Source organism: Allobosea sp. RIT-PG3_2 (genome assembly GCF_057321085.1).
The window spans coordinates 365,869-381,936 of record NZ_JBXWCA010000002.1; the positions used below are offsets into that span (position 1 = coordinate 365,869).

A 16,068-nucleotide genomic window follows, 5' to 3' on the forward strand; every position below is an offset into this window, starting at 1 on the left:
CGCTGATCACGAACGACAGCATCGGCAGCGACTATGGCGAAAAACCGAAGGGATTCATGACAATTCGGCAAATGTGCCGCGGGAGAACGCCCGAAGATTGCTATTTCAGCAGTTTTTTGTCGGTGCCGGGCTCGGCCCTGCTTCAAGGCCATGCTCCATTTGCCGCTCAGTCCCGCGCTTCCAGACAGGTCACGACACCCGCTGCGACCAGCCGTTGCACCTCCTCTGCAGAATATCCGGCCTCCGCGAGCACCTCGCGGCTGTGCTCTCCGAGGCGGGGAGCGGGTTTCTCCGGCTCAGGCTGGCTGGCGCTCCACTGCGAAGCGACACGCATTGTTCGCACAGGCCCTTCCGAAGGGTGCTCCGAGGTCGGGAAGAATCCCACTTCGACCAGATGCGGATCGCTGAGAAGCGAATCCAGCGTGTGCATGCGTGCATGCGGAATATCCGCCTCGCCAAGCAGGCGCTCCCACTCGGCCGTCGAGCGGGTGAGGAATATCGCCGCGACGCTCGTCATGATCCCGGCCATATTGCGGGTGCGGCTGGCATGGCTCGCAAAACGTGGATCGCCGCGCCAGTCGTCCCGCCCAGCGATGTCGATGAAGCGCTGCCAGTGACGGTCGGTATAGATGACCGCGCAGAGATATCCGTCCGCCGTTCGGAACGGCCTGCGGTCCGGCGCAAGGAGACGGGCATATCCGCCGTCGTCCAAAGGAGGATCATAGCTCAAGCCGCCGAGATGGTCGCCGAGGACGAAGCTCGCCATCGTCTCGAACATCGGGACGTCGATGCGCTGCCCCTGCCCCGTCCGGTCGCGATGGCGCAGGGCCGCCAGGATCGCCGCAAGCGCATGCAGCCCGACGACACGGTCGGCGATGTTGATGGGCGCATAGCGCGGCGTTCCGTCACCGGCGTCGGCGATGAGCGCCGGCACGGCACACAAGCCCTGAACCAGATCGTCATAGGCGGGCTTGGCGGCGTAGGGACCATCCTGCCCGAAGCCGAAGGTGCCGACATAGATGATGTCTTCTCTAGCTTTCGCCACCGCCTCGTAGCCGAGGCCGAGCCGCTCCATCGCCTGCGGCCGCAGATTGTAGACGAGCACGTCCGCGGTCCGCGCGAGATCGAGCGCGACATCCCGGCCGGCGGGCTTCTTGAGATCGACCACGATGCTGCGCTTCGAGCGGTTGGCATGCATGAACAGGCCGCCCATCGCGCCGCTTCGGCTGGGCCCGACCTGGCGGATGAGATCGCCCTCGGGCGCTTCCAGCTTGATGATGTCGGCGCCCATGTCACCGAGGATCGAGGTCGCATAGGGACCCATCAGCACGGAGGTCATGTCGAGGACCCGGATGCCGGCCAAAGGACCGCTCATGGCAATTCGCTCGCGCCACGGGGCGGATCATAGGCGCGTATGGGCGAGGGTTCCCCTTCGTATCGCGCGCATTGGACCGTGGTTACCTGCCCGCAGCTGCCCTGCGCCAGCCGCGAGGTGCCGATGTCGCGCGTCACGACGTTCGGATTGCCATGGCGGCAGAGGGGCCGGTCGCTGCCGTCCTCGACCGGATCGTACCAGGCGCCGGTCGAAAGGTTGGCAACACCGGGCATGACGCCGTCGCTGAGCCGGGCTGCGGCCAGACAGGCGCCCCGGCCATTGAATATCCGCACGAGATCGCCGTCCGCTATGCCGCGCTCGGCCGCGTCTTGCGGGTTCAGCCGCACGACCTCACGGCCATGCCGTTTCGCCGATTGGCTGTAGGCGCCGAAATCGAGCTGGCTATGCAATCGCGTCGCCGGCTGGTTGGCGATCAGCGTCAGCGGCGCGAATGCGTCGGGCTGCTCGGTGGCCGGCAGCCAGGCGGGGTGGCCGGGGCAATCGTCGTAGCCGAAACCAGCGATCGTCTCGCACAAGATCTCGATCCGCCCGCTCGGCGTCGGCAAGGCGTTGCGTTCGGGGTCTGCGCGGAAGGCACGCAGCAGCCCGCCATCGTCCGGCGCCGATGGCAGGGGGATCTCGCCGCGCTTCCAGAACTCGGCAAAGGACGGCGCGGGATGGCCCTGCGCCGCGAGCGCTTCGCGGGTCGGCTCGTAGAGATGCTCCAGCCATTGCGGGGCCGTGCGCCCCTCGGTGAAGGCAGCCTCGCAGGCCATCCGCTGCGCGAGGCCGCGGAAGATTTCGAAATCGTCGCGGGCCTCACCGACCGGCTCGGCGATGCGCTTCATCGCGATCAGGCGGGGATCGGTCGCCGCGGCGCCGATATCGTCACGTTCCAGCGACATGGTGGCGGGCAGGACGATATCGGCGAAACGCGCCATCGGCGTCCAGGCGCTGTCCTGGCAGATGATGGTGTCGACCTGCGAGAAGGCGCGCCGCAGCCGGTTGAGGTCCTGGTGGTGGTGGAAGGGATTGCCGCCGGCCCAGTAGACAAGCTTGATATCGGGATAGGCCAGCGTCTGCCCGTTATATTCGAACGGTGTTCCGGGGCCGAGCAGCATGTCGGCGATGCGCGCCACAGGGATGAAGTCCCTCACCCCGTTGCTGCCTTGCGGCATGGTCGGGATCGGCACCGCGTTCACCCGCCGGCCGGTGTGGCCCATGGCGCCGAGCGCGTAATTATAGCCACCCCCCGGAAGGCCGATCTGGCCGACCATCGCCGCCAGGACGGCGGCCATCCAGACCGGCTGCTCGCCATATTGGGCGCGCTGGAGAGCGTGGGCGACCGTGACGAGGCTGCGACCGCCGACCAGCCTGCGGGCGATCTCGCGGATGGTGCCGGCATCGACGCCGGTAATTGCGGCCGCCCATTCGGCGTCCTTGACGGTGCCGTCGTCCTTGCCACCGAGATAGGCGGCGAAGCGGTCGAAGCCGACGCAGTACCGATCGAGGAACGCTTGGTCGTGTAGGTTTTCCGCAACCATCGTCCGGGCGATGCCGAGCATCAGCGCGACATCGGTGCCCGGGCGGATTGGCAGCCAATGCGGACGGGCATCGTCCGGCATGTCGTCGCGAAGCGGGCTCACGGACCAGAAGGCGCAGCCCCGCGCGGCGGCCCGCGACATCGCGTCGGGCTCGATATGGCGGGTGATGCCGCCGCTGGCGATCATCGAGTACTTCAACGGCATGCCGCCGAAGGCGAGCACGAAATCGGTATGATCGGCGATCTGCTCCCAGGTGACGTTGCGCCGGGACAGATTCTCGAACGGCCCCAGCACATGCGGCAAGATGACGGACGACGCCCCGGCGCTGTAGCTGTTGACGGAGCGGACATAGCCGCCGCAGGCGACGTTGAAGAAGCGATGGATCTGGCTCTGGGCATGGTGGAAACGCCCGGCGCTCGCCCAGCCATAGGAGCCACCATAGATGGCCTGAGGCCCTAAGCTCGTCCGGACACGGCCGATCTCCGAGGCAAGACGATCCAGCACCTCGTCCCAGCCGACTGCGACGAGATCGTCGCGGAAATCGCGCTCACGCCGGCCGGGACCGGCTTCGAGCCAGCCGCGACGGACCATCGGCCGGCGAATCCTGGCCTTGTGATCCAGCGCGTCGGTGAAGTTGCCGAGGATCGGCGACGGGGCGGGATCTTCCGGATGGGGCGTCAGCACCAATCGATCGCCGTCGCGGCGGGCAAAGAAGCTGCCCCAATGGGCGCTGTGAGGCAGGCCGCGCGAGGGCGGTCGAGGACAATCCATGCGCAACTCGCTTGGGTACGCGGGCATCGGTAGTCCGGCGATATTGCTGAGCGAGGTTATATCGGTCCAATATCCTGACTGATCGATTTCAAGAATTAAAACTTCTCAATGCTAGGCATGACCGATGGCGCCGGGCCGACGTCCCAGCAGCGCGATGCTCGAACTGAGGCATCTGCGCTATTTCCTCGCGACCGCCGAGGAGCTGAATTACGGCCGGGCGGCCGAACGCTTACGCATCGCGCAGCCCGGTCTCAGCCAGCAGATCAAGAATCTGGAAAAGATCGTCGGCACGCAGCTCTTCGACCGCACGCGCCGGTCGGTGAAGCTGACGCTCGCGGGGGAGCTTTTCGCCGAGGAAGCGCGCAAGGCGCTCCAGCAGACCGAAACGGCACTGCTGGTGACGCGCCGAGCAGGCAGAGGGGAGCTCGGGCGCATCGCCATCGGCTATGTCGGCTCGGCCGCCTATACCGGCGCACTCACCACGATGATCGGCGAGTTCCGCAAGGCCTACCCGGAAGTCGAACTCGACATCTCCGAAATGGAGATGTCGCAGCAGCTGGACCAGCTGGACCATGGCAAGCTGGATATCGGCTTCATTCGCCCCCCTGTGCCGCTGCCGCTGGGCATCGTCTCGACGCCGGTTCTCTTCGAGGAGATCATGCTGGCGCTGCCCGAGAACCATCCCCTGGCGGAGCAGGAGCGGGTTTCGCTATCGGCGCTCAACGGCGACATCTTCATCACGCCGCGCCACCCTGCGGGTGTCAGCTTTCACGCGCATACGACCTCGGCCTGCCGCGCCGCCGGCTTCTTTCCACGGCTGGGGCCGCAGGGACGCGATTTCGTCACCATCGCCAGCATGGTCGCCGTCGGGCTCGGCGTCGCGCTGGTGCCGCAGTCGCTCCGGAGCATCCAGGTTCCCGGCCTGCGCTACCGCGCCATCGCGGGCGAGCCGGTGCTGGCAGAGCTTGCGGTCGCCTATCGCCGCAACGAGCCTTCGCCGGTGGCGCGGGCCTTCGCGGCTCACGCCCGGAAAGGAGCGCCGCCCGTCAATCAATAACCTCAAATTATTCGGGCTACCTGCTGATCAATCCCGGCGAACCCAGCGCCAATGCAGCGGGCTTCGGCGGCGACTGGGCGTCCCGGCAGATCGGGCTGGTCCAGACGGGGCTGGACTGGCTGCGCGAACTCGTCGCGACCCATGCGATCGCCTGCGACTGGCAGGAAGACGTCCCTGCGATCACCGCCGCCGCGACATCGCGGGGCGAAAGCTCCCTCCATGCGACGCGCCGTCGCTACGAAGCCTTGGGGCATCGCATCGAAGGCATATCCGGCCGAGGACCTGCGGTGCATTCTCGGAACCGCCTATTATCGCTACGGAATCCAGTCGCTGACGCGTGCCCTGGTCCAACCGGCCGCGCTTCATCGAGGTCTCGCGGATCATCTGCCGGCGGGCGTTACGCTTCTGGAGAACACCACGGTGCATTCGCTGAGCGGTGAAGCGCCGTTCACGGTGGCGACCAGCCGCGGCGAATTCACCGCCGACCGGGTGTTCATCACGAACAACCTGCATGCCCGGGCCTTCGGGCTCGCTCGCGACCGCATGATCGGCATCTACACCTATGGCGCCTTCACGCCCGAGCTCGACCGGGATCAACTGGAGCTTCTCGGCGAAATGCCGCAATGGGGCGCATTGCCGGCGCATCGGATGGGCACCACGATGCGGAAGGCGGGGCGGCGCCTGTTGATCCGGAGCGGCGATTCCTACGAGCGGGAACGCGAACCCGCCGCTGTCCGCGCGATGCTGACCCAGCTTTATCGCAACCGCTTCCCGGCGATGAGGACGCATGAGTTCGAGCATGTCTGGGGCGGGCTGACCGCGGTGACGCATAACGGCGCCTTCGCGTTCGGGCAGGTCAGGCCAGGCCTTTTCGTCTCGGCAGGATGCGGCGGCGCCGGCGTCACGCGCGGAACGATTCACGGCAAGTTGCTGGCTGAGCTGGCGTGCGGATCGCAATCCCAGCTGCTGACAGACCGGCTGGCGCAGAAGGGCCCGAACTGGCTGCCGCCCGAGCCCTTCAGAGGCGCAGGCGCGAAAGCCCAGATCGCCTGGGAGCAATGGCTTGCGGGAGCCGAGCGCTAGCCGTCATTCCACGACGGGCGGTCAGCCCTGTCGAAAGCGGTTTTCCGCCGGCCGCTCAGCTCGTGAAAGCGGCAAGCTGGGGGATGTCGAGGCCAAAGCGCTCGCGCAGGGTGGTTTCCTCGTAATGACGGCGGAACAATCCGCGTTCCTGGAGGACGGGGATCACGAGATCGACGAAATCGTCGAGCCCGTCCGGCATTGAGGCCGGGATCAGGTTGAAGCCGTCGGCGGCGCCCTGCTCGAACCAGGTTTGAAAGTCGTCGGCGATGGTCTGCGGCGAACCGATGATGATGCGGTGGCCATGCGATGCGATGGCCAGGGCGGCGAGCTCGCGCAGCGTGTAGTTCTCGGCGCGCGCCTTGTTCAGCAGGAGGCGCACCCGGCTTTCCCCATGGATGCGTTCCCCCGGCTCCGGCACGGGACCGTCGAGCGGGTGCTGCGAAAGGTCGTAACCCCAGCGCCCGGACAGTTGGCGGATGCCGGCGGCGATGTCGGTATGCTCCTGCAAAGCGGCGAATTTGTCGCGCGCTTCGGCATCGGTCCGCCCCACGATCGGCATGACGCCGGGCAGGATCGGAAGGCTCGGCGCCTTGCGGCCGGCGGCTCTCGCGGCCTCGCTCAGCGCCGCGCGATAGACGAGCGAATCCTCGATCGTATCCTGCGCCGTGAAGGCGATATCCGCCTCGGACGCGGCCAGCCCAATGCCGTCCTGCGAGGAGCCGGCCTGCACGATGATGGGGTGCCCCTGCGGCGGCCGCGAGATGTTGAGCGGCCCGCGCACGCCGAAATGCTCGCCCTTGTGCTCCAGCAGGCGCACCCGCGCCGTATCGAGGAATGCTCCCGATCGCCTGTCCATGATCAGGGCATCGTCGGCCCAGCTATCCCAAAGGCCGCGGACGACCTGGACGAATTCGCCGGCGCGCACATAGCGGGTGGCGTGATCCGGCAGCGCCGCGAGGCTGAAATTCTCGGCTGCTCGATCCGATTGGGTGGTGACCACGTTCCAACCCGCGCGGCCATGGCTGATGTGGTCGAGCGAGGCGAGCTGCCGCGCGACATTGTAGGGTTCCGCGAAGCTAGTCGAAATCGTGCCGACGAGACCGATCTTCGAGGTCGTGACGGCCAGCGCCGACAGCAGCGTCAGCGGTTCGAGCCCGCCGGCCTTGCCTTGGGCGCCCGGCTCCGGGCCAGCCAGATTGTCCGCGACGAAGAACATGTCGAACAGTCCCTCCTCGGCCTTGCGAGCGATCCGGATCGCCCAGTCGACATCCTCGGGATGGCCCTGCGCGCTGTCCTGCCGCCATGCAGCCGGATGCCGGCCGAGCGGCTGGTGGAACAGGCCGAGATGGAGCCTGCGGGGCTTCCCGGCATTCTGGTCGACGGTCGTCATTGCATTCTCGGACAGGGTCAATCGAGTGGAGCTGCGTTCAGTCCAGGCGAGGATCGAGATGATCCCGCAACCAGTCGCCGAGCAGGATGACGCCGAACACCGTCAAGGTGATCGCGATACCGGGAAAGGTCGCAACCCACCAGCTCGTCGCCAGATATTGCCGGCCCTCGCTCAGCATCTGGCCCCAGGATATCTCGGGCGGCTGAATCCCGAAGCCGAGGAAGCTGAGGGATGATTCCGCGAGAATGACGGTGCCGACATTCATGGTCGAGACGACCACGAAGGACGACAGGATGTTGGGGAGGACGTGCCGCAGGATCAGGCCGAGCGGGCGCGCGCCGATCGCGCGGGCCGCCGCGACATAGTCCATTTCCTTCACGCCCAAGACATCGGCCCTGACGATCCGGGCACAGCCGACCCAGTTGGTCGCGGCGATGACGACGACGAGCGGCAGCAGCCCGGAGCCCGCGACGAGGGCCACGACGAGCATGAACAGCATCGTCGGAATCGCCAGCATCGCGTCGATCACGCGCATGATCAGCGCATCGACCCTGCCACCCGCCATGCCCGCCAGCAGGCCGAGCGAAAGGCCGATGAGGCTGGAGAGGGCGACCGCCGCGACGCCAACCGTCAGCGACGTGCGGGCGCCGAAGATGATGCGGCTGAGCAGGTCGCGTCCCTGGCTGTCGGTTCCCAGCAGGTGTCGCGGATTGCCGCCTTCGAGCCAGGCCGGCGGGAGCAGTTTCAGCGACAGGTTGCGCCGCAGCGGGTCGAGCGGCGCCAGCTGGTCCGCCAGCAGCGCCGTGAGGGCGATGAGGACGACGATGGTGAGACCGGCCAAACCGGCCTTGTTCGACAACAGCGAGCGCAGCACGCGCGGGCAGCGCAGCCTATGGGGGATCGAGAGAGTTATCTGCATCGCTTTCACGTGAGCCGATCAAGGCCGCAGGCGAGGGTCGATCAGCCGATAGAGAGCGTCGGTGGCCAGATTGATCGTCAAGGCCATGATCGTGATGACGAAGACCGCGATCTGAATGACCGCCATGTCCTTGGTGTAGACGGCCTGCACGACGAGCTGGCCGAGGCCCGGCCAGGAAAACACGGTCTCCGTGACCAGCGCACCGCCGAGAAGGGCGATGGCGTGCAGCGATGTCATGGTGAGCGCGGGGATCAGCGCGTTGCGCAGGCCGTGACGCAGGATGACGAGCCGCTCCGGCACGCCCTTGGCCCGCGCGGTCCGGACGTAATCCTGGCCCATCACCTCCAGCAGGCTGGAGCGGATCAGCTTCGTCAGCTCCGCCGCGAAGCCGGTGCCCAGCGTGATCGCCGGCAGGATGAGATGCGAGAAGCCGCCGCTGCCGGACACCGGCACCAGCCGCAGCCACACGCCGAAGACGAGGATCAGCATGATGCCGACCCAGAAGTTCGGCATCGCCTTGCCCAGCACCGTAACCGCCGAGATCGCGAAATCCGGCATGCTGTTGCGGTTGACCGCAGCGAAGATCCCTGTCGGCACGGCAATGATGATCGCGACGACGAGGCCGCCCGCGGTCAATGTCAACGTCGCGGGAATGCGTTCGAGCACGACCGGCAGGGCATCGGTGCCATAGCGATAGGAGACGCCGAAATCCCCGGTCAGGATGTTGGCCATGTAGCGCAGATACTGGGCGTACCAGGGCTGATCGAGCCCCCAGGCCGCGACCAGCGCGAGACGGTCCGCTTCGCTCGCATCCTCCGGGATCAGCAAGGCCGAAGGGTCGCCCGTCAGATAGACGAGGACGAACACGATCAGCGAGACGATGTAGAGCACCGGGACGAATTGCAGCAGCGCCCGCAAGGGAGAACGGCCGCTCATGGGCGCGAGACATCCTCGGCTGCGATCATCTCGTCGAAGCGCCCGTTGTATTTGACGCGGTCGCTGACGCCATAGATCGACTGCGGAAAGAGCAGGCCGATGCGGACACGTTCGTCGGCCACGATCTGCTGGCCCTTCTGCGAGATCGCGATGCGCTCCTCTTCGGTCCTGGCGGTGCGCACGGCCGTCGCGAGCCCGTCGAAGGTTTCGTCCGCCCAGTCGTAATGGCGCTTGAAGTTGTCGACGAAGAGGGTGGAGGCGTCGGTGTAGGAGCCCATTCCCCAGAGATAGAGCTCCCCGAAGCCGTCGCCGACCACCTTGTTGTTGTAGACGGTCCAGTCCAGCACCTCGACCTGAACCTTGAAGCCGACATCCTCGAGATAACCGGCCACCGCTTCGACGATTTCGCGATCCTTCACGTAGCGGCCGCTCGGCGTGCTGATCCTGATCGCCGGCTGCTTGCGGCCGCCATAGCCGGCTTCGCGCAGCAGCGCCTTGGCCCGCTCCGGATCGAAGCGGATGTTGCGGCTGAGATCGGGGGCGAAGCCGGGGATCGCCGGCGGGAAGAAGCCGCGGGTCGGCGTGCCATGTCCTTCCAGAACCTGCTGCACGATCGCGTTGCGATCGATGGCAAGATCGATCGCCTCACGGATGCGCGGATCGCCCGTGACGCGGTCCTTGCCCGTCCGGACGTGGAGGGCGAGGTTGCGGGCGATATCGAAAGTCAGCGCCCGCGTGCCCTTGTTGTCGTCCAGCCGGGCGATATCCTCCGGCGGAATGTTCACGGCGATGTCGACGCCACCGGTCAGGAGCTCGGCCACGCGCGTCGTCGTCTCCGGGATCGAGCGGATGACGACGCTGTCCCATTTCGGGGTGCCGCCCCACCAGCGCGCGTTCTTCACCAGAACGACGCGATCGGACTTGATCCACTGCTTGAAGACATAGGGGCCGGTGCCGACCGGCTGCTTGAAGAACTCGTCCTTGCCGGCCTTCTCGAACGCCGCCTTGGGCAAGATGCCGGCGCCGTTGCCCACGAAGGCGTGCAGAAGCAGCGTGTCGGGACCATCGGTTTCGATCTTTACCGTGAGATCGTCGGGCGCCTCGACCGATTTGATGCGGCGGAACTTGCTCGAGTTGACCAGTTTCTTGTCTTGCTGCGAGCGCTCGATCGTGAACTTGACGTCCTGGGCGGTGAACTTGTCGCCGTTATGCCAGTAGACGTCGTCGCGCAGCTTGAACGTCCAGTGGATGTTGTCGTCGCTCTGCCATGTCAGCGCGAGGCGCGGTGCGAAGCGCAACCGGCCTTGGCTGAAATCCTTGTCGACCAGATAATCGTAGATGTTCACCAGCGCCGACTCGGTGCTGTTGTTGCCGTGATTGGCCGGATCGAGCGAGAGGATGTCGTTGCCCTGCGCGATCGTCAGCGTTTCGGCTGCGGCAGAGCTTCCAGGGCTTGCAAGGATCAACGCCGCCCACATGGCCAGAACCGGCCAGCGGATCAAAGCAGACAAACTCATGAAAGCGACGCCCTTGTCTTCGAGACTTCGAGATTGGCGCCAAAATAACGCGGGCTATCCGGAAAAGGCCTTCAAATCCACGGCGATATCGATAGAGATCCTCTCCCGTTCCCGGACGTCGCAGCAATTCCATCGCCCGCGCGGCTCTCATGCGAGCTGCTGAGCAGAGCGGAATTCCGCGACCGGCAGCGATCTCAACGCGATCCGTCGGCCGCGCCCTTCAGGAACAGAGCCCAGGCCTTCTCGAAGAACGCGTCCCGCGCCTCCGCCGTCGCATAGGCCGTGCCGCCGAGCATGGCGTCGATCGAGGGGCCGGTCGCGACGGCATGAATGAGCTGGTCCGCGATGAATTCGGCCTCGCCTTCCGCGATCGCGCCCTCGTCCTGTGCGTCGCGCACGATGTCGGTCAGGCGCTCGACGATCGGGTCGGGCGTCTTTGCAGCTAGAGCGCCATCGAGCAGAAGGGCTTCGCTGAAGGCGATGCGCTTGAATGCCGTCAATTCGGCTTCGACATTGACGGTGAGGAACCAGCGTGCGGTCCGCCGCAGGCGCTCGATGCCGGTTCCCGCCTCGCTGGCGACCGCCTCCAGGCGCTGGAGAACCCGGGACCGCAATCGCTCGATCACGGCATCGAACAACGCCCGCTTGGAGGGAAACCGGCGATAGATGGTGTCCTTGCCGACCCGGCAGGTCACGGCAAGCCGCTCCACAGAGGTGGCGGCATAGCCCTGGCTGGCGAACATCTCCGAGGCGAGATCGAGGATCGCATCGGAAATCTGGCCTTCGCGCGCCTTGGATGGCCTGCCGCCCTTTCCCAGGCGCCGGGAACCCTTCGCAGGCGAGGCTTTGGGCGGTGAGGAAGAGGGAGGAGCGGCGGACATGATGCTTCCTTAGCTCATGGCTACACAGTTTAGAAGCTTGAAAATGAAGGAAAATAAACTGGACAGGTAAGTCCCGTTTTGTTTAGGCGAGAGCGATCGCGCTTGCTGGGGCTACCGCTATGACGTCACGGGTTTCACATCTTTCCACATCGGTATGCGTGCTGGCACTCTTCGCCGGATCGGGGATCGCGGGGGCGCAAACGCGTGCGGACGCGCAACCCGTCCAGCTCGACACGCTCGTCGTGACGGGGGAGCGCCCGGACAGCCGCGACGAATACGCCCGCCGCACGACCGCCACGGCGACCAAGACCGCGACGCCCGTCCTGGAAACCCCGCAGGCGATCTCGACGGTGACGCGCCGGCAGCTCGACGACCAGAACCCGCAGACGGTGGGAAACGCCCTGCGCTATACCGCCGGCGTGCTCTCCGAGCGTGACGCGACCTCGCGCTACGACAGCGTCTTCCTGCGCGGCTTCGGCGGCTTCGGCACCGCGACGGACTTCGTCGGCTTCCTGGACGGGCTCAGGCTGCCGCGCGGACAGGCCTTCGCGGTGACCTCGATCGATCCGTTCCTGCTCGACCGCATCGAGGTGATCAAGGGGCCGTCCGCGCTGCTCTACGGCCAGATCAGCCCGGGCGGGCTCGTGAACCAGATCAGCCGGATGCCGAGCACCACGCCCTATAACGAATTGCGCGTCGAGGCCGGCAGCCATGGCCGGGTCCAGAGCGGCTTCACCAGCCAGGGGCCGATCGACCGTGAGGGCAAGTTCTCGTACAGCCTCAGCGCCGTCGGCCGCCTCGCCGACACGCGCTACGACGACGTCGAGGAGCAGCGGTTCGGCATCGCGCCGGGGCTGACCTGGCAGCCCACGAGCGATACGCGCCTGACGGTCTCCGGCTTTTACCAGCGCGATCCGAAGGGCGGCTATTTCAACTCGCTCTACCCCCGCTTCCTGGCGCCCAACTACCGGGCCTTCCTCAACCGGGACCTCAATATCGGCGATCCCGGCTTCGACAGCTTCAAGCGCGAGCAATACGGCGTCGGCTACAGCCTCGAGCATCGCTTCAACGACACGGTGAGCCTGCATTCGAGCCTGCGCTATGGCGAGGTCGACACCAATTTCCGCTCGCTGCAGATGGCCGGCCCGATCAGCGCGGCGGGCACGATCCCCCGCATCGCGCTCAACTCGATCGAGGATGCGCGCCGGCTGTCGACCGACAACCACCTGCGGTTCAACCTGCGGACCCTCAATGCCGAGCATACGCTTCTGACCGGCGTCGACTATCAGAACGGCGGCAGCAACTGGCAGTACAGGTTCGGGCCGGCAACGACGCTGAACGTCGTCTCGCCGAGCTATTATCAGCCGGCCGGGCCTCTCGCGACCATCATCGACAGCAAGCAGGATCTGACCCAGGCCGGCGTCTACCTGCAGGACCAGATCACGCTCGGCGGATTCCGCGCGACTCTGGGCCTTCGGCACGACTGGACCGAGCAGTCGACGCTTAACCGCCTGACCGGAACGAAGCAGAGCCAGTCCAGCGAGAAGACCAGCTATCGGGCGGGCCTGCTCTATCTCTTCGACAACGGCCTTGCGCCCTATGTCAGCTACTCCACCTCCTTCGAACCGACCATCGGAGTCGATGCCGTGGGCGTTCCATTTCGGCCGAAGACCGGTGAGCAATACGAGGCCGGCCTGAAGTATCAGCCCGGCTTCATGAACGCGCTTCTGACCTTCTCCGCTTTCGACATCAGGCAGCAGAACGTGCTGACCCCGGGAGCGATGCTTGGCTTCAACGTGCAGCAGGGAGAGATCCGCTCGCGCGGCCTCGAATTCGAGGCTCGCGGCGAGGTTCTGGAGGGCCTCGACATCATCGCGGCGGTAACCGTGCTCGATACCGAGGTCACCCGCTCCACCGTCGCGACCACGATCGGCAAGCGACCCCAGGCCGTACCGACCCAGTTCGGCTCGCTCTGGGCCAACTATCGCTTCGCGACAGGGCCGCTGGCGGGGCTTTCGATCGGCGGCGGCGTACGCGGCGTGGGCGCGAGCTTCGCCGACGACGCCAACACCATTCGCACGCCCAGCTACGCCGTCGTCGATGCCGCCATCCGCTATGACCTCGCGAAGCTGCACGCCTCGCTGAAGGGGGCGGAAGCCACGCTCAACGTCTCCAACCTGTTCGACAAGGACTACTACACGAGCTGCAGCTCCAATATTTACTGCCAGTTCGGCGCCGGCCGAGAGGTTCTGGCCGGCCTGCGCTACCGGTGGTGAAGCTGCCGATGCACCTGCCGACACGCCGAACCGCCCTGGGGACGATGGCCGCGTTGATCGCGCAGCCATCACTCTCGCGCGACGACAGCCTTTCCGTCGTCGACATGCTCGGCAGGACCGTCACCCTGCCACGGCCACCGCGCCGGATCGTGCTCCTCGAAGGGCGCGACCTCCTGACGATGGCACTGTTCCACCCCCGGCCCGCGGAACTCGTCGTCGGCTGGGCGGCCGCAGAGCGCTTCGACAGCGACCTGCTGCGGGACCGTTTCGAGCGCTCGGCCGGCCATCCGATCGTGCTCGTCGGCAAGCAGACGGCCGACACGCTTTCGCTGGAAGGCATCCTTTCGCTCGCGCCCGATCTCGTCATCGCCACCGCCTTCATGGCGCCGGGCGGCGATCCGCAGGCGGCGGTCGAACGGTTGGCACAGTTCGGCATTCCGCTGGTGTTCAGCGACTCCGCCAGCAACTCCCCGTCCGAGAGCCGGCGCTCGCCGCGACAGGGGCTTGCGGCCCAGCTGCGCATGTGGGGCGCCATCCTCGGGGAGCCCGCCCGCTCCGAAGAGATTATCGCCTTCGTCGATCAACGGTTCGAGGCCGTCTCCCGGCGCCTGTCCGGCGCCAAGCCGGTCAAAACCTATCTCGAAATCATGTCGCTCTACGACGAGTGCTGCTGGGCTGCGGGAACCCGGATCTGGGGAGAGCTGCTCATCGACGCCGGTGGCCGCTCGCTCGACGGGCTCGATGCACCGTGGACGGCGAAGCTGTCGACGGAGCAACTTCTAGCGCAGCAACCGCAGGCCTATATCGCGACCGGCGGAGGCTATGCGTCCGCGACGCGCCCGGCCATCGGGCCGGGGCTCGACGCGCAAGCCGGGCGCCGCGGCCTGCAGCGGCTGACCGAGCGGACCGGGTTCGCGTCCCTGCCCGCCATTCGCGACCGTCGCGTCCACGGTATCTGGACCGGCCTGATCACGGTTCCGGTGCTCAACATCGTCTTCGTCGAGCTCGCCGCCAAATGGCTCCATCCGGAATTGTGCGGCGATCTCGACCCGGCGGCCACGCTGGCCGAGATCAATCGCCGCTTCCTTTCGCAACCCCTCGCCGGCCCGTTATGGGCGAGCCTCGACGGAGACGATCCGTGACCGCCTCTGTGAAGCCGATATCCAGTCCGGCAAACCCACGATTCGCCGCCAAGGCCGTGATCGCGTTCCCGCGTGTATCCGCCTTCCTGCCCGACATCCTGGACTCGATCGCGACGCATGACATGGAGGTCATGCCCGACAGTGGCGGATACACCGTTTCCTCGCCATTGGGTGTCGCCACGGTCGCTGCGGGCCGGGGCACGCTGACCCTCACGGTCGCCACCGACGAGCCGGCGCATCTCAACCGCCTGAAACATGCGCTGGCCGGCCCGATCGAATTCATTGCGCGGTCGGAGCAACTCGTCATCGACTGGCAGGGCGACACGACGGGCCCTTCGCTCCCCGATGACCTGCGCATCCTGCGGGTTCGGCATATCGAGGATATGTCTCCTCGCCTGCGGCGCATCGTCTTCTCGGGCGAGAACCTCGTCCGCTTCGACCGCCCCGACCAGATCCATTGCCGCCTGCTGTTCCAGCCCGAGGGGATCGACGATCCCCAATGGCCGATGCTCGGCAATGACGGGAAGATCATCTGGCCGGAATCGGGGCCGTTGCCGTCCCGCGTCTATACGATCCGCGAGATCGACGCGGCGGCGGGGACGATCACGATCGACTTCTCCCTCCACCCGACGCCCGGCCCGGCAACGCGATGGGCGATCGAAGCCCGCCCCGGCAGCATGGCCGGCATCCTCGGCCCGGCGGCCAAAGGGCCCAAGCCTGCCGAATGGTATGTGCTGGCGGGGGACGAGACAGGTCTGCCGGGCATCGCCCGGATTCTGGCTGATCTCCACGCACAGGCTCGTGGCATCGCCTTGGTCGAAGTCGGCGGCGCCGAGGACGAGCAACAGCTGCGGCATCCGCCCGGCATCGCGTTGCGCTGGCTGCATCGCGCGGAGGCTGCGCCGGGACTGTCGACCGTGCTTGTGGATGCCGTACGCGCATCCGCATGGCCTGATGATCTGGCATCGGCATTCTTCTGGGGCGGTTGCGAGTTCCAGGCCTTTCGCGCCATCCACCGCCATCTCAGGGAGGAAGTCGGGCTGCCGGCCGACCGGCGCGTCCTCTACTCGCACTGGCATCGCAGCATGAGCGAGGAGGACATCATCGCAGTGGGCAGCGAAGCCTATCTTCCATGATCAGAAAAAGGGTGGTGCCACACTCGCTCATGCTGCAGCCA

The 16,068-nt window shown here is 66.3% G+C and carries 12 protein-coding genes; 5 read left to right on the forward strand and 7 right to left on the reverse strand.

What is annotated here, in order from left to right; genetic code table 11:
- Window positions 1-166 precede the first annotated feature (166 nt).
- Both AC2FAN_RS07465 and AC2FAN_RS07470 read right to left on the reverse strand, forming a co-directional pair.
- Window positions 167-1,375 carry a CaiB/BaiF CoA transferase family protein gene (locus tag AC2FAN_RS07465; RefSeq protein WP_485173263.1) on the reverse strand — a complete coding sequence of 403 codons (1,209 nt, stop codon included), beginning with the start codon at window positions 1,373-1,375 and terminating at the stop codon, window positions 167-169.
- A complete protein-coding gene (locus AC2FAN_RS07470; RefSeq protein ID WP_485173264.1) occupies window positions 1,372-3,690 on the reverse strand; it encodes a molybdopterin guanine dinucleotide-containing S/N-oxide reductase in 2,319 nt (772 codons plus the stop codon). The genes AC2FAN_RS07465 and AC2FAN_RS07470 overlap by 4 nt, the downstream gene beginning before the upstream one ends.
- Window positions 3,691-3,814: 124 nt before the next feature.
- Between AC2FAN_RS07470 and AC2FAN_RS07475 the strand changes: the two genes are divergently transcribed.
- Together AC2FAN_RS07475 and AC2FAN_RS07480 are read left to right on the forward strand one after the other, a co-directional pair.
- Window positions 3,815-4,747, forward strand: a complete 933-nt coding sequence (locus AC2FAN_RS07475; protein WP_485173265.1) for a LysR substrate-binding domain-containing protein — start codon at window positions 3,815-3,817, stop codon at window positions 4,745-4,747.
- Window positions 4,748-4,966: 219 nt separating this feature from the next.
- Window positions 4,967-5,830 (forward strand): NAD(P)/FAD-dependent oxidoreductase, encoded by an 864-nt coding sequence (locus AC2FAN_RS07480; protein ID WP_485173266.1) that lies wholly within the window; start codon window positions 4,967-4,969, stop codon window positions 5,828-5,830.
- Between the two features lie 55 nt (window positions 5,831-5,885).
- On the opposite strand, the gene AC2FAN_RS07485 is transcribed toward AC2FAN_RS07480, so the two are convergent.
- From AC2FAN_RS07485 to AC2FAN_RS07505, 5 genes are all read right to left on the reverse strand, one after another.
- Window positions 5,886-7,220 (reverse strand): LLM class flavin-dependent oxidoreductase, encoded by a 1,335-nt coding sequence (locus tag AC2FAN_RS07485; RefSeq protein WP_485173267.1) that lies wholly within the window; start codon window positions 7,218-7,220, stop codon window positions 5,886-5,888.
- A gap of 37 nt (window positions 7,221-7,257) precedes the next feature.
- Window positions 7,258-8,139, reverse strand: coding sequence for an ABC transporter permease (locus tag AC2FAN_RS07490; protein ID WP_485173268.1), 882 nt, complete (start codon window positions 8,137-8,139; stop codon window positions 7,258-7,260).
- 18 nt (window positions 8,140-8,157) lie between these two features.
- A complete protein-coding gene (locus AC2FAN_RS07495) occupies window positions 8,158-9,075 on the reverse strand; it encodes an ABC transporter permease (RefSeq protein WP_265051491.1) in 918 nt (305 codons plus the stop codon).
- Window positions 9,072-10,592: an ABC transporter substrate-binding protein gene (locus tag AC2FAN_RS07500; RefSeq protein WP_485173269.1), complete on the reverse strand. Its 1,521-nt coding sequence runs from the start codon at window positions 10,590-10,592 to the stop codon at window positions 9,072-9,074. Before AC2FAN_RS07500 ends, AC2FAN_RS07495 begins: the two co-directional genes overlap by 4 nt.
- A 194-nt stretch (window positions 10,593-10,786) precedes the next feature.
- Window positions 10,787-11,473 carry a TetR/AcrR family transcriptional regulator gene (locus AC2FAN_RS07505; protein ID WP_485173270.1) on the reverse strand — a complete coding sequence of 229 codons (687 nt, stop codon included), beginning with the start codon at window positions 11,471-11,473 and terminating at the stop codon, window positions 10,787-10,789.
- Between the two features lie 158 nt (window positions 11,474-11,631).
- On the opposite strand from AC2FAN_RS07505, the gene AC2FAN_RS07510 reads away from it, so the two are divergent.
- Genes AC2FAN_RS07510 through AC2FAN_RS07520 form a run of 3 tightly spaced genes read left to right on the forward strand, consistent with a single transcriptional unit; the run spans window position 11,632 to window position 16,027 of the window.
- Window positions 11,632-13,749: a TonB-dependent siderophore receptor gene (locus AC2FAN_RS07510; RefSeq protein ID WP_485173271.1), complete on the forward strand. Its 2,118-nt coding sequence runs from the start codon at window positions 11,632-11,634 to the stop codon at window positions 13,747-13,749.
- An 8-nt stretch (window positions 13,750-13,757) separates the two neighbouring features.
- Window positions 13,758-14,891 (forward strand): ABC transporter substrate-binding protein, encoded by a 1,134-nt coding sequence (locus AC2FAN_RS07515; RefSeq protein ID WP_485173272.1) that lies wholly within the window; start codon window positions 13,758-13,760, stop codon window positions 14,889-14,891.
- Window positions 14,888-16,027 carry a DUF2218 domain-containing protein gene (locus tag AC2FAN_RS07520; RefSeq protein ID WP_485173273.1) on the forward strand — a complete coding sequence of 380 codons (1,140 nt, stop codon included), beginning with the start codon at window positions 14,888-14,890 and terminating at the stop codon, window positions 16,025-16,027. The genes AC2FAN_RS07515 and AC2FAN_RS07520 overlap by 4 nt, the downstream gene beginning before the upstream one ends.
- The last annotated feature ends 41 nt before the right edge of the window (window positions 16,028-16,068 follow it).

What these genes read in the sequence shown, in the direction of transcription:
- AC2FAN_RS07465 (WP_485173263.1), bottom strand. Translation starts at nt 1,375, where the DNA reads ATGAGCGGTCCTTTGGCCGGCATCCGGGTCCTCGACATGACCTCCGTG.
- AC2FAN_RS07470 (WP_485173264.1), bottom strand. Translation starts at nt 3,690, where the DNA reads ATGGATTGTCCTCGACCGCCCTCGCGCGGCCTGCCTCACAGCGCCCAT.
- AC2FAN_RS07475 (WP_485173265.1), top strand. Translation starts at nt 3,815, where the DNA reads ATGGCGCCGGGCCGACGTCCCAGCAGCGCGATGCTCGAACTGAGGCAT.
- AC2FAN_RS07480 (WP_485173266.1), top strand. Translation starts at nt 4,967, where the DNA reads ATGCGACGCGCCGTCGCTACGAAGCCTTGGGGCATCGCATCGAAGGCA.
- AC2FAN_RS07485 (WP_485173267.1), bottom strand. Translation starts at nt 7,220, where the DNA reads ATGACGACCGTCGACCAGAATGCCGGGAAGCCCCGCAGGCTCCATCTC.
- AC2FAN_RS07490 (WP_485173268.1), bottom strand. Translation starts at nt 8,139, where the DNA reads ATGCAGATAACTCTCTCGATCCCCCATAGGCTGCGCTGCCCGCGCGTG.
- AC2FAN_RS07495 (WP_265051491.1), bottom strand. Translation starts at nt 9,075, where the DNA reads ATGAGCGGCCGTTCTCCCTTGCGGGCGCTGCTGCAATTCGTCCCGGTG.
- AC2FAN_RS07500 (WP_485173269.1), bottom strand. Translation starts at nt 10,592, where the DNA reads ATGAGTTTGTCTGCTTTGATCCGCTGGCCGGTTCTGGCCATGTGGGCG.
- AC2FAN_RS07505 (WP_485173270.1), bottom strand. Translation starts at nt 11,473, where the DNA reads ATGTCCGCCGCTCCTCCCTCTTCCTCACCGCCCAAAGCCTCGCCTGCG.
- AC2FAN_RS07515 (WP_485173272.1), top strand. Translation starts at nt 13,758, where the DNA reads ATGCACCTGCCGACACGCCGAACCGCCCTGGGGACGATGGCCGCGTTG.